General features: G+C 64.0%; 11 protein-coding genes and 1 rRNA gene. 6 read left to right on the top strand and 6 right to left on the bottom strand.

What is annotated here, in order from left to right:
* Window positions 1-63 precede the first annotated feature (63 nt).
* From CH293_RS19365 to CH293_RS19355, 3 genes are read left to right on the top strand one after another with little or no spacing between them, the layout of a single operon-like run.
* The gene (locus CH293_RS19365) at window positions 64-2,073 is read left to right on the top strand and encodes an alpha-1,4-glucan--maltose-1-phosphate maltosyltransferase (protein WP_094721202.1); all 2,010 of its coding nucleotides are present in this window, start codon (window positions 64-66) and stop codon (window positions 2,071-2,073) included.
* A 10-nt stretch (window positions 2,074-2,083) separates the two neighbouring features.
* Window positions 2,084-4,279 (top strand): 1,4-alpha-glucan branching protein GlgB, encoded by a 2,196-nt coding sequence (gene glgB, locus CH293_RS19360; RefSeq protein WP_094721201.1) that lies wholly within the window; start codon window positions 2,084-2,086, stop codon window positions 4,277-4,279.
* Window positions 4,280-5,734 (top strand): neutral zinc metallopeptidase, encoded by a 1,455-nt coding sequence (locus tag CH293_RS19355; RefSeq protein ID WP_094721200.1) that lies wholly within the window; start codon window positions 4,280-4,282, stop codon window positions 5,732-5,734.
* A gap of 31 nt (window positions 5,735-5,765) precedes the next feature.
* On the opposite strand, the gene CH293_RS19350 is transcribed toward CH293_RS19355, so the two are convergent.
* The 3 genes from CH293_RS19350 to CH293_RS19340 all read right to left on the bottom strand — a co-directional run bounded on the left by CH293_RS19350 (window position 5,766) and on the right by CH293_RS19340 (window position 8,456).
* On the bottom strand, window positions 5,766-6,653 hold the full coding sequence (locus CH293_RS19350) for a tetratricopeptide repeat protein (protein ID WP_176460065.1): 888 nt from the start codon (window positions 6,651-6,653) through the stop codon (window positions 5,766-5,768).
* Between the two features lie 146 nt (window positions 6,654-6,799).
* Entirely contained in the window at window positions 6,800-7,165 is a 366-nt protein-coding gene (locus CH293_RS19345) for a DUF3817 domain-containing protein (protein ID WP_094721198.1), read from the bottom strand.
* Window positions 7,166-7,265: 100 nt separating this feature from the next.
* Window positions 7,266-8,456, bottom strand: a complete 1,191-nt coding sequence (locus tag CH293_RS19340; protein WP_176460056.1) for an acetyl-CoA C-acetyltransferase — start codon at window positions 8,454-8,456, stop codon at window positions 7,266-7,268.
* A 94-nt stretch (window positions 8,457-8,550) separates the two neighbouring features.
* Between CH293_RS19340 and mce the strand changes: the two genes are divergently transcribed.
* Window positions 8,551-9,030 carry a methylmalonyl-CoA epimerase gene (gene mce, locus CH293_RS19335; RefSeq protein WP_037110959.1) on the top strand — a complete coding sequence of 160 codons (480 nt, stop codon included), beginning with the start codon at window positions 8,551-8,553 and terminating at the stop codon, window positions 9,028-9,030.
* Between the two features lie 45 nt (window positions 9,031-9,075).
* Window positions 9,076-10,014: a hypothetical protein gene (locus tag CH293_RS19330; RefSeq protein ID WP_037110961.1), complete on the top strand. Its 939-nt coding sequence runs from the start codon at window positions 9,076-9,078 to the stop codon at window positions 10,012-10,014.
* 19 nt (window positions 10,015-10,033) lie between these two features.
* On the opposite strand, the gene CH293_RS28635 is transcribed toward CH293_RS19330, so the two are convergent.
* Both CH293_RS28635 and nucS read right to left on the bottom strand, forming a co-directional pair.
* Window positions 10,034-10,360: an ATP/GTP-binding protein gene (locus CH293_RS28635; protein ID WP_255122919.1), complete on the bottom strand. Its 327-nt coding sequence runs from the start codon at window positions 10,358-10,360 to the stop codon at window positions 10,034-10,036.
* Window positions 10,361-10,383: 23 nt separating this feature from the next.
* A complete protein-coding gene (gene nucS / locus CH293_RS19320; RefSeq protein ID WP_026347768.1) occupies window positions 10,384-11,055 on the bottom strand; it encodes an endonuclease NucS in 672 nt (223 codons plus the stop codon).
* A gap of 42 nt (window positions 11,056-11,097) precedes the next feature.
* Here nucS and CH293_RS19315 point away from each other — a divergent pair, with 42 nt between their 5' ends.
* The gene (locus tag CH293_RS19315; RefSeq protein ID WP_037110963.1) at window positions 11,098-12,648 is read left to right on the top strand and encodes an adenylate/guanylate cyclase domain-containing protein; all 1,551 of its coding nucleotides are present in this window, start codon (window positions 11,098-11,100) and stop codon (window positions 12,646-12,648) included.
* Window positions 12,649-13,101: 453 nt separating this feature from the next.
* Here CH293_RS19315 and rrf read toward each other — a convergent pair.
* A 5S ribosomal RNA gene (gene rrf, locus CH293_RS19310) occupies window positions 13,102-13,197 on the bottom strand; the annotation flags it as partial.

The following is a 13,197-nucleotide window of genomic DNA, read 5'->3' as shown; positions in this document are numbered from 1 at the left end:
GCGAAGTGACCCGGGCTCTCGCCTCACCGCGAGGAGTCCTCGAAGCGAAGAACGGAGCGTGAAGTGACAGGTCGACTCGGTATCGACAATGTCCTTCCAGACACATCTACCGGGAAGTATCCCGCGAAAGCGGTGGTGGGCGAGGCTTTTCCGGTGTCGGCCGACGTGTGGCGCGAAGGCCATGACGCCGTCGCGGCGACGCTGGCCGTGCGTGGTCCTGGACTGCGTACACCGCTGCGCATCACCATGACGCCCGGGCGCGAACCCGACACGTTCGACGCGATCTTCACTCCTACTGCTCCCGGGTACTGGATCTGCAGGATCGAGGCGTGGAGCGACCCGGTCGCGACCTGGCGCCACGCGGTCGAGGCCAAACTCGGAGTCGGGCAGAGCGCCGCGGAACTCGCGAACGATCTCGAGATCGGCGCCCGGTTGTTCGAACGCGCTGCCGACGGTGTCCCCGCCGAGGATCGCGCTCTGCTGAAGGACGTCGTCGTCGCCCTGCGGGACACCGATCGCCAGTTGCCCGCTCGCGTGTCCCCGGCGTTCGCGTCCGCTGTCTCCGCGTTGCTGCACGAACATCCGCTGCGTGAACTGGTGACTCGGTCCAACGGCATCAACATCTGGGTCGATCGAGCGCGCGCGTTGAACGGCGCCTGGTACGAGTTCTTCCCGCGGTCGACTGGTGGATGGAACGACGACGGCAGTCCGCGTCACGGCACGTTCGCCACATCGACCGAGCAGCTCCCCCGCGTCGCCCGGATGGGCTTCGACGTGGTGTACCTGCCCCCGATCCATCCGATCGGAACGATCAACCGCAAGGGCCCGAACAACACTCTGACCCCGGGGCCGGACGACGTGGGCTCGCCGTGGGCGATCGGCTCGAAGGACGGCGGACACGACGCCATCCATCCGGAGCTGGGCACGGAAGCCGATTTTCGCGCCTTCGTCGACGCCGCCCATGCGCTCGATCTGGAGATAGCACTCGATCTGGCTCTGCAAGCCGCCCCGGATCATCCGTGGGCGCAGAACCACCCGGAGTGGTTCACCGTCCTTCCCGACGGCACCATCGCGTACGCAGAGAATCCCCCGAAGAAGTACCAGGACATCTATCCGGTCAACTTCGACAACGACCGACGAGGAATCTACGACGAGGTCCTTCGGGTCGTTCGATACTGGGTGTCGTTGGGAGTCAAGATCTTCCGGGTCGACAATCCGCACACCAAGCCACCGGACTTCTGGGAATGGCTGATCGCGGAAGTCAAGAAGACGCACCCCGAGGTCCTCTTTCTGGCCGAGGCCTTCACCCGTCCCGCACGCATGTACGGGTTGGCGATGCGCGGGTTCACGCAGTCCTACACGTATTTCACGTGGCGAACAGCCAAGTGGGAGCTCACCGAATTCGCCGAGGAGCATGCTCGTCGGGCCGACGATGCGCGTCCCAACCTGTTCGTCAACACCCCGGACATCCTGCACGAGAGTCTGCAGCACGGCGGTCCCGGAGTGTTCGCGCTTCGCGCGGCTCTGGCCGCGACGATGTCTCCGACGTGGGGCGTGTACTCGGGATACGAACTGTACGAGCATCAGGCGGTACGGCCGGGAAGCGAGGAATACCTCGATTCCGAGAAGTATCAGCTTCGTCCACGCGACTTCGACGGTGCGTTGGCGCGCGGCGAGTCCCTCGAACCGTGGCTCGCCACGCTCAACTCCATCCGACGCGCACATCCCGCTCTGCAGCAGTTGCGCAACATTCACTTCCACAACGTGGACAACGACGCACTCATCGCGTACTCGAAGTTCGATCCGGGCACCGGGGATTCGGTGCTCGTGGTGATCAATCTCGACCCGTTCGGATCGGAGGAGGGCACGATCTGGCTGGACATGCCGCAGATCGGGCTCGACTGGCACGACACGCTGACGGTCACCGACGAGGTGACCGGTCAGCAGTTCCATTGGGGTCAGGCCAATTTCGTGAAGTTGGAGCCGTGGAAGGCAGTCGCGCACGTCCTTGCGCTTCCGCCCATTCCGTATCCGGCGCGTCTCGACTTGGCCTACCGCGGCAACCGGAAGTGAGTCGAACACCTTGAGCGAGAACCAGAGCACCACCGACACGGCAGCACCCAGCGCCAACGACCTGGAGTTGTTGGCGAAGGGCACGCACTACAACCCACACTCGGTGCTCGGAGCGCACCCCGCACCGGGCGGGACCGCGATCCGCGCTCTGAAGCCGAACGCGGATTCCGTCGTCGCGCGGATCGGTGGTACCGACTACCCGCTGACACACGTCGCGCACGGCGTGTTCTCGGGCCTGGTCCCGTTCGAGGATCTGATGGACTACCGGCTGGTCACGACGTGGCCGGGCGGGCATGTCTCGGTGGCCGCCGACGGTTATCGGTTCCTGCCGACCCTGGGCGAACTGGATCTGCATCTGTTCGGCGAGGGACGGCACGAAAGGCTCTGGGACATCCTGGGAGCCCATCGACAGAATTACACCACTCCCGACGGCGACGTCAGTGGTGTGTCGTTTGCGGTGTGGGCCCCTGCCGCGTCCGGGGTCACCGTCATCGGCGACTTCGACGGCTGGAGCGGTCGCAGCTTTCCGATGCGCGCTCTCGGGTCCACCGGCGTCTGGGAACTGTTCGTCCCGGATCTGCAGCCGGGTGCGATCTACAAGTACCGCATCCACGGCTCGGACGGAGTCACCCGGGACAAGGCCGACCCGATGGCGTTCGCCACCGAGATTCCGCCTGCCACCGCGTCGGTCGTCTCGAGCTCGGAGTTCGAGTGGACGGACGACGCCTGGCTCGATACCCGTGCCGGGATCGAGCCCACCGCCGCACCGATGAGTGTCTACGAAGTGCACCTGGCGTCGTGGCGTCAGGGCCTCGGTTATCGCGAAGTCGCGCATCAGCTCGCGGACTACGTCATCGAGACCGGCTTCACGCACGTCGAGCTGCTTCCCGTGGCGGAACATCCGTTCGGTGGGTCGTGGGGTTACCAGGTCACGTCGTACTACGCCCCGACGTCCCGTTTCGGCAGCCCCGACGATTTCCGCTACTTCGTCGATCACCTGCACGAGCGAGGCATCGGCGTCATCGTCGACTGGGTGCCCGCGCATTTCCCCAAGGACGAATGGGCGCTGGCGCGGTTCGACGGGGGTCCGCTGTACGAGCACGGCGACCCCAAGCGCGGTGAGCAGCTCGACTGGGGCACATTGGTTTTCGATTTCGGCCGACGCGAGGTCCGCAACTTCCTCGTCGCGAACGCCTTGTTCTGGCTCGACGAGTTCCACATCGACGGACTCCGCGTCGACGCCGTCGCGTCGATGCTCTACCTGGACTACTCGCGCCCCGAGGGCGGGTGGACCCCCAACATTCACGGTGGCCGCGAGAATCTCGAAGCCGTCTCGTTCCTGCAGGAGATGAACGCGACCGTACACAAGAAGTTCCAGGGGGTCGTGACCGTCGCCGAGGAGTCGACGGCCTGGCCGGGCGTCACTCGTCCGACGAATGTCGGCGGCCTGGGCTTCAACATGAAGTGGAACATGGGGTGGATGCACGACACGCTCGGTTTCCTCGGGCGTGATCCGATCCATCGGACGTACCACCACCACGAGATCACGTTCTCTCTCGTCTATGCGTGGAGCGAGAACTACCTGCTGCCGATCAGCCACGACGAAGTGGTGCACGGCAAAGGCACGTTGTGGACGCGTATGCCCGGCGACGATCACGCGAAGGCGGCCGGTCTGCGCGGAATGCTGGCCTACATGTGGGCGCACCCGGGCAAGCAACTGCTTTTCATGGGTCAGGAGTTCGGCCAGATTCGTGAATGGTCGGAGGAACGTGGACTCGACTGGTTCCACCTCGACGACGACGGTCTCCACCGTGGAGTCCTCAACCTGGTCACCGACCTGAACGCAACGTATCGGCAGCACTCGGCGCTGTGGACCTTGGACACCTCCCCCAGCGGCTACTCCTGGATCGACGCGAACGACACCGAGAACAACGTGTTGAGTTTTCTGCGTTACGGATCCGACGGGTCGGTGGTGGCGTGCATCTTCAACTTCTCAGGAGTCGTACGCGGCGACTATCGTGTCGGACTACCGGAACTGGGACGTTGGAGCGAGATCCTCAACACGGATGCCACCTCGTACGGCGGAAGCGGTGTCGGCAATCTCGGAGAAGTGACGGCAACTTCGCACTCATGGCATGGCCGACCCGCGTCCGCGCAGGTCGCGCTCCCCGCCAATGGAGCGATCTGGATCAAACTGGAGCGATAGATGAGTCGCGGTCGTACCCGACGCACACTGTGGATGACCGCACTGATCGCAGCGTCGGCTCTGCTCGCGTCGTGCGCGCAGAGCGTCGACGGCCGCGCCGTGTCGATCTACGACAACCCGTTCACCGTGGCGGGTCTTCCTGTCACCGACGGTCCCAGTGGTCCGCGCCCCGGCATGACGAACTCGACTCTGCAGGTGACGGGCTCGGAGGGTACCGACTCCGACGTCATCGCGACCAACGCGATCGAGGACATCCAGCGGTACTGGACGCAGACGTACCCCGAGTTGTTCAAGACGCAGTTCACTCCCGTGTCGGAGCTGATCTCGTGGGATGCGAGCGAGGAGGAAGGTCAGGGAGCACGTTTCTGTGGTTTCCGGACCGGCGGTATCCCCAACGCTGCGTATTGCATGAAAGACGACACGATCGGCTGGGACAGAACGATCCTGTTGCCTGCGCTGATCGACGCCTTCGGCCCCATGGCCGTGGTCATGGTCATCGCCCACGAATACGGCCATTCGATTCAGCACCAGTCCGGTCTGGTCGGAGAGGACACTCCGACCATCGTTGCCGAGCAGCAGGCCGACTGTTTCGCGGGTGCATTCATCCGGCATGTCGCCGAGGACGAGTCGCCGCACTTCACCATCAACACCTCCGACGGGCTCAACGGCGTGCTCGCGGCGACGGTCGCAGTGCGCGACGTCGACCCCAACGACCCGGATTCGGTGCACGGTTCGGCGTTCGAGCGAGTCACTGCTGTACAGCTCGGTTTCACCGACGGCGCGTCTGCGTGCGTCGCCATCGACGAGGCGGAGATCGATTCGCGCCGAGCGGATCTGCCACAGAAATTCTCCGACGCCGACGACGACGGTGAACTGCCGGTGACCGAGGAAACGCTGCAAGCTTTCGTGCGGTCCTTCGAAAGCCTTCTTGCACTTTCGAATCCCCCCACGGTGTCCTACGACGGCACCGACACCGGCTGCCCGGAAGGAACGTCGACCGAGCCGGTGTCGTACTGCGCATCGAGCAACACCATCGGCGTGGACGTTCCAGCGCTCGCAGAGCTCGGAACCGCCGAGCGGCCACAGCGCGGTGACGTCATCCCTCTGAACGTCTCCGGCGATTACAGCGCCTATGTGCTCTTCGCTTCCCGCTACACGCTCGCGGTCCAGAACGCGGCAGGCCAGCCGCTCGACAACCCCCAGACCGCGCTGCGCTCGGCATGCCTGTCCGGAGTGATCACCGCCGGGTTGAGTTCGGAGAACCCGGAGGCCACCGACCTCGAAGTGTGGTTGTCCCCCGGCGACCTCGACGAGGCCGTGTCCGGTCTCCTCAGTGACGGATTGACGGCAAGCGACATCAACGGCGTCACCCTCCCGAGCGGCTTCTCGCGTGTCGACGCGTTCCGCTCGGGAGTTCTCTACGGCCAGGACACCTGCAACGCCCGCTACCGCTGAGGCTGAAACAGCCCAGTTCAGGACGATCCGGTCAGTACAGCGCGGACGCAAGCTTCCTGCGCGCGGCGACAACAACGGGGTCGGCGGCGTCGAACAGCTCGAACAGTTCGAGCAACCGGGTCCGCAACTGCGTTCTCTCGTCACCCGCGGTCCGCTTGATGCCGTCGATGAGACGACCGAACGCTGCCTCTGGATTCTGCTGCGACAGTTCGACGTCGGCAGCTTCGATCCGCGCCGCAACATCGGCAGGATCGGCGTCGGCCCTCGCAACAGCATCGGCGTCGACGTTCTGCACCCGCGCCAGGAACTTGACCTGCCGCAGCGCAGCTTTGGCGTCGGCGTTCGCAGGCTCGGCGGCGATGATGTCCTCGTACGCCGCGATGGCCGTGTCGAAATCGCCGTCGTCGAGGGCCTCTTCGGCCGCCACGAGCCTCGGGTCTTCCGGCTCCGGCTCGTCCTCGATCGGCTCTGCTCCAGGAGGCCCCGTGAGCTTTCCTGCCGTGGCCTGTTCGATCGCTTCGATCCACTTCCGAAGCTGATCCTCCGGCTGCGATCCCTGGAAGTCAGCGAGGGGCTGGCCACCCGCGACAGCAACGACGGTGGGGATCGCCTGCACCCCGAATGCCTGCGCGATCTGCGGGTTGGTATCCACGTCGACGCGGGCATGGATCCACCGGCCGCCGGCCTCCAGAGCCAACTGCCCGAGCAGACGCGTGAGCGAAACAGACTGCGGCGACCGCGCAGAACCCAGGTCGACGACGACCGGCACCTGAGACGACCGGCGTAGAACCTCGTCTTCGAAAGTGGCGGTCGTCACGTCGACGATCGGAGGCAAGCCACCTTCGGCGACCTCACCAGCCGCCGCAGGTGGCGGCGCCGGACGGTCTTTCAGGGCGGACAGATCCACTGCACCGGCGATGGATGCCGGAACAGCTGCTGGCGGACGGGCTGACGAGCGAGAACCGGGACGAGTCACGCTCTACAGTTTGTCATCTCATCCGCCCGCCCACTACCGCGAAGGTGCGTCACCCCCGACCAGCCCCGGTCATTCCGCAGGCTCCACTCCTACGCGACGGTCGAGCCCTTACCGAGACCGACGCCCGGTCCACTGAGCTCTGCAAGCTTTCCTGTGCGCGCGGCCCAGATCTCGAAGACGACCGTGCCGAACGGCGGGATGCTGGCCAGGGCAGCCAGGAGGGTCGTGACGACGTTCCACCGCAGCTTCACCGCAGTGACGACCGTGACGACCAGGTAGAGGACGAAAACAGCGCCATGAATCGGTCCGAAGATCTTGACGCCGATCTCGTTGCCGTCGGCCGGGATGTACTTGAACGCCATTCCGATCAGCAGACCGAGCCACGTGAGGGCCTCCAGGACTGCAACGAAACGGAAGCGCTTGGCGGTCGTGCTCAGGTCGAAGAAGTTCACCATGGAAGACCATTGTGCCCGAACTACTACGACACAGCGTAGTGGCTCTGATCTCACCCGTAAGTCTTGACCAGAGCCACCATGCTGTGGGCTTACTTTCTCTTTACTTCTTCGGCACCCGAATGATCAGCGCGTCGCCTTGTCCGCCTCCGCCGCACAGTGCAGCTGCGCCGACACCACCGCCGCGACGCTGCAGTTCCAGAGCGAGGTGCAGAGCGATACGCGCACCGGACATCCCCAGAGGATGCCCGATGGAGATAGCACCACCGTTGACGTTGACCTTGCTCTCGTCGATCCCCAGTTCACGCGTCGAGGCGATACCGACCGCCGCGAACGCCTCGTTGATCTCGATCAGATCCAGATCCTTCGGATCGATCCCTTCCTTCGCGCAGGCTTTGACGATCGCCCGCGCCGGCTGCGACTGCAGCGACGAATCCGGCCCGGCAACCACACCGTGCGCACCGATCTCCGCGATCCACTCCAGCCCCAAGCTCTCGGCCTTGGCCTTGCTCATCACGATCACCGCGGCAGCACCGTCGTTGATCGTCGAGGCATTACCTGCGGTGATGGTGCCGGTCTTCGAGAACGCCGGCCGCAGCTTGGCCAGAGTGTCGGCGGTGGTGTCGGCACGGATGCCCTCGTCCTGGGAGAACACGATCGGATCACCCTTGCGCTGCGGGATCTCCACCGGCACGACCTCGTCGTCGAACACGCCGTTCTTCCACGCCGTCGCCGCACGCTGATGCGACGCCGCCGCGAACGCGTCCTGCTCCTCCCGGGTGGACGCGACCGCACCCTCGTTACGCGATTCGGTGAGCCCGCCCATCGCCTGATCGGTGAAGATGTCGTACAACCCGTCGTAGGCGAGGTGATCCTTCATCGTCACATCGCCGTACTTGAACCCCGCACGCGACTTCTCGAGCATGTGCGGTGCCTGCGTCATCGACTCCTGACCACCGGCGACGACGACCTCGAACTCCCCCGCCCGGATCAGCTGATCGGCCAACGCGATCGCATCGACACCCGACAGGCACACCTTGTTGATCGTCAACGCCGGAACATCCATCGGAATCCCCGCCGCGACCGCAGCCTGCCGAGCCGGGATCTGACCCGCACCGGCCGTGAGAACCTGCCCCATGATGACGTACTCGACAAGCTCGGGAGCGACACCCGACTTCTCCAGCGCACCCTTGATCGCGATCCCGCCGAGATCCGAACCCGAGAAATCCTTCAGTGCTCCGGACAACCGACCAACCGGGGTCCTGGCCCCAGCGACGATGACGGACGTGGTCACGATGTTCCTCCAACCGTATGCGACGAAGTTAGTCGCCATTTACTTTGACAGCCCCGGTGAGCGTTGCCAAGCAACCACCGCTACCGTCGACTCTATGACCACCGACACTCGACCGTCCACGGGACTCCCACTTCCATCAGACCTCGTCACGGCAATCGACCACGTCGGTATCGCCGTCCCCGATCTCGATGCAGCCATCGCCTGGTACGCAGAGCATCTCGGCATGGTCTCGACCCACGAAGAGGTCAACGAAAGCCAGGGAGTTCGCGAAGCGATGTTGTCTTTCCCCGGCGCCTCGGACGGGTCGACGGCGTTGCAGCTCCTCGCGCCGCTCGACGAGAACTCGACGATCGCCAAGTTCATCGATCGCAACGGCCCGGGCTTACAGCAGCTCGCTTACCGCGTCACGGACATCGGCCGGATCTCGACGGAGTTGCGTGCGCGCGGCGTCCGACTGCTCTACGACGAGCCGCGCCGAGGAACTGCGGACTCGAAAATCAACTTCGTTCATCCCAAAGATGCAGGCGGAGTCCTCATCGAACTCGTAGAACCGACCCAAAGTCCGATTCATTGACCCATCGTCTGGCTCTCGACCCTACGCACCGGTAAATTGACCGCCATGGCCACAGAGCAAGAGCGCACCGGTGTGCAACTTCCCTTCTCCCTCGTCCGAAAGGGATTCGACCGCGACGAAGTCACGAACTATTTCGAAAGGTTCGACGCCGAACTGCGGCTGACGACCGCTGATCGTGATGCCGCGGCTGCACAGGCCCGCGACCTGGCCAAGCAACTCGACGACGCCCGAGACGAGATCGACGAACTCCGCAAGGACATCGATCGCCTGTCGGTACCGCCGACCACCGCTGAAGGTATGAGCGACCGCATCTCTCGCATGCTTCGTCTTGCTTCGGACGAGGCCTCGGAGGTCAGGGCCAAGGCACATGCCGAAGCGGAGGAAATGGTCTCGGTCGCCGAACAGGAGAGCGCTCGTCTTCGTGGCCGTCACGAGTCGCTGGTAGCCGAGCTCGAAGAACGTAGGTCCGCACTCGAGACCGAGCACGAACAAACGATGGCTCAGGCTCGAACGGAGGCAGCGCGAGTCGTCGAAGCCGCGCAGGCCGAGCGCGACCAGCTCGCTGCGGAGTCCGAAGCCAAGCGCGCCAAGGTGCAGGAGGACTTCGAGATCACGATGGCGGACCGCCGCACGAAGATCCTCGCCGCACTGGAGGATCTCGAAAGCTCCAGCAAGGCCGATGCTGCGCATCGCATCGAAGAGGCTACGACGGAAGCCACGCGTCGACTCCAGGCCGCCACCGAGCAGAGCGAACGACGCATTGCGCATTCGAAGGAACTCGCCGAGGAACTGCGCGTCCTCCGGAGCCGAGTTCTGGCTCAGCTCTTGGGCATTCGCGGACAACTCGATTCGGTCCCCGCGATGCTCGCGTCCGTCAACCGCGAAAGCGAGCTTCTGGACTCCCCCGAGGCGATCGCACTCGGCAAGGACGACGAGTCGTCCGACAAGTCCGACGACAAGGACAAAGCCGAAGCCTCTTCCTGACGGATGAGTGCGGCGCTGGTTACGACCAGCGCCGCGTCAAGCCGCGAGTCGCCCTCCCCGACCAGCAGCCGGAATGCCAGTGCCGCCGATTGTCCGGGCCGCCGAGCTCGGCAGCCGGCCACGCCACGACGTGTGACACCCCAGGTCTGATCTCGTGATCGCAGCCCGGGCATCGGTAGGTCTTCGTCGCCCGATTTCCGGGGACGGTGCGCGTCGTGAACTCCTCGTCGGACCACCCCGACGGACCACTCTCGATCCGGGCGCCACCCATCAGCGAATCGGGACGCGACTCACGCGAACCGTTGGTTTTACGGTTCGCTTTCCTGTCGTGATTACGCCGAGGCACGGTCTCGATTGTAGAAGAAGCCGTCAGAACAGCCGAAACTCCGTGCTTTCGGTTCCACGGAGAACGTCGTAGTCCAGGGTCAGGCAACGGATTCCGCGATCTGTCGCCAACGTCCGTGCCTGCGGTTTGATGATCTGCGCGGCGAAAACTCCACTGACCGGCGCCAGCACCGGATCACGGTTCAGCAGCTCGAGGTAGCGGGTGAGCTGTTCGACGCCGTCGATTTCACCGCGGCGCTTGATCTCGACCGCAACCGTTCCACCGTCGGCGTTGCGACACAGCAGATCCACTGGGCCGATGGCCGTCATGTACTCGCGGCGAACCAACGTGTAACCCTCACCGAGAGTCTCCACGTGTTCAGCCAACAGTTCCTGAAGATGCGACTCGACGCCATCCTTGACGAGACCGGGATCGACGCCGAGCTCGTGGCTCGAATCGAGTTCGACGTCCTCGATCGTGATGCGCAGTTCCTCGCCGGCCTTGTTCGTCACGACCCACTTGATGGTGTCGTCCTCGGTGGATTCGACAGTCCAGCACGGTGGGCTCATCCAGTTCAACGGCTTGTACGCGCGGTCATCGGCGTGAATACTCACGGACCCGTCGGACTTGACGAGAAGTAGCCTCCTAGCAGGAGGAAGATGAGCGGTAAGACGACCGACGTAGTCCACTTGGCACCGAGCAATTACGAGACGCACTTGCCCACCCTAAGCCAAACCGAACGCTAGTCTGTGACCACCATGCCGCAATTCAGACGATCCGCCGCACCGCTCGGATCACGCCTACTCGGCGACACGTCCGAGTCCCCCAGACGCCGACGCGTCCGCGTCCAGATACTGCTGACGATTTTCCTGCTGGGGTCCAATCTCATCGGTGCCGTCATCGTGGGTGCACTGGTGAGTGTCGTGGTGCCGGGGCCTGATGTTCTGGTTCCGAAGTACTGGTGGGTCAATTACATCGTCATCCCGGTATACGTCGGTTTGGCGTTCATCGTCGGTGTTCTCTGGGGTACTACGCGCGCCGTACGGGCGTTGCGGTGGGCCATCGAGGACCGGAAGCCGACGCGTAAGGAACAGGTCAACACCCTGTCCATGCCGTGGCAGCTCACCCGCGTTCAGATCCTGTTGTGGACAGTTGGGCTCGTCCTGATCACCACGATCGACGGCATCATCGATCCTCAGTCGATTCCCAAGGTGGCGTTCACGATCGGTGCCGGTGGAACCGTAGTCTGTGCGTTCAGTTATCTCCTCAGCGAGTTCGCACTGCGCCCAGCAGCGGCACGCGCGCTCGAGGCCGGCGATCCACGACGCATTCGGATCGCCGGTGTGATGGGACGGTCGATTCTGTCCTGGATCCTGGGGACAGGCGTACCTGTCGCTGGCCTCATGATCATTGCAATCTTCAGCTTCATTCGGCCGTACCAGACGGACGCGGACAGAATGGCTGTCGCGATTCTGGCGCTCGGCGGCATCACCCTGGTCTTCGGTTTCTTCCTGACTCTCTTGGGTGGTTTCGCCACCACCGCACCCATCAGCAATGTGAGATCGGGAATGGCGGAGCTCGAGCGCGGCAACTCGGACGTACACCTTGCCGTGTACGACGGCACCGAGCTCGGCGAACTTCAGAGCGGCTTCAATCGCATGGCCGACGGCATCCGCGAACGAGAGAAAATTCGGGATCTGTTCGGCCGCCACGTCGGACACGAAGTTGCCGAGGCTGCACTGAGCAAGAATCCAGAACTCGGCGGCGAAGAACGAGACATTGCTGTCTTCTTCATCGATCTGGTCGGTTCCACGGAGATCGCGTCGTCGCGTCCGCCCGCCGAAGTCGTCGCTCTACTCAATCGTTTCTTCGCCGTGGTGGTCGACGAGGTCGACGAGCACGGCGGCTTCATCAACAAGTTCGAGGGTGACGCCGCCTTGGCCATCTTCGGAGCTCCCGGCGATATGGAAGACCACTGTGGCGCTGCCCTTGCCGCCGCACGGAAGATCAGTACACGGCTCCGCGACGAGGTACCCGAGTGCAGCGCAGCCGTCGGCGTCGCCTCCGGACGCGCGGTCGCCGGCAACGTCGGTGCGAAGTCACGCTTCGAGTACACAGTCATCGGCGATCCGGTCAACGAAGCCGCCCGCCTGTCGGACCTGGCCAAGAACGCACCCGGCGCCATCCTTGCCTCGAAGATCACGGTAGAGGGCGCATCCGATCCCGAAAGCTCGTGCTGGAAGTTCGGAGACAGCGTCACCCTCCGCGGCCGATCCGCAGAAACCGTCCTCGCCTCCCCCACCGCCTGACGTCCAGCCCCGGGTACAGGGGCAGGGGGCAGGGGCAACCCAGGCCAACCAACGGGTGCGCGGGTAAGTCCTGGCGCAGATGCTCGCCGTTGTGTCAGGTGCACGGCCAGGTGCTAGCACCTGGGTGAGCGTCTGGCACATGGGTGTGCGTCTGTGTCTCTGACTGGCGGAGGGGGGTGGATTCACCCTCGTGTTGTGCGTGTGGAGGGGGTGTGAGCGCATATTCGGGGGGTGTTTTCGTGGGTGTGGTCCGTTGCTCGGTGATGGATGCTCACCGTTGTGCCAGATGCACGGCCAGGTGCTAGCACCTGGGTGAGCGTCCGGCTCGTAGGCGAGCGTTCGACTCTTTGGTGTGCCCGACGGGTGTCCGAGGGGGATGCACGGTGGAGTGTTTTTGTTCGGGAATGCAGAACACCCCCGAACCGTGTGGTTCGGGGGTGTTCTGGAAAATGTGTTCGGCGGTGTCCTACTCTCCCACACCCTGTCGGGTGCAGTACCATCGGCGCTGGAGGGCTTAGCTTCCGGGTTCGGAATGGGACCGGGCGTTTC

It is taken from the genome of Rhodococcus sp. 14-2470-1b (assembly GCF_002259415.1).
In the GTDB taxonomy this organism is placed as follows: domain Bacteria; phylum Actinomycetota; class Actinomycetes; order Mycobacteriales; family Mycobacteriaceae; genus Rhodococcoides.
The sequence above is the reverse complement of the archived record's forward strand: the minus strand, read 5'-3'. Positions and strand labels throughout refer to the sequence as shown.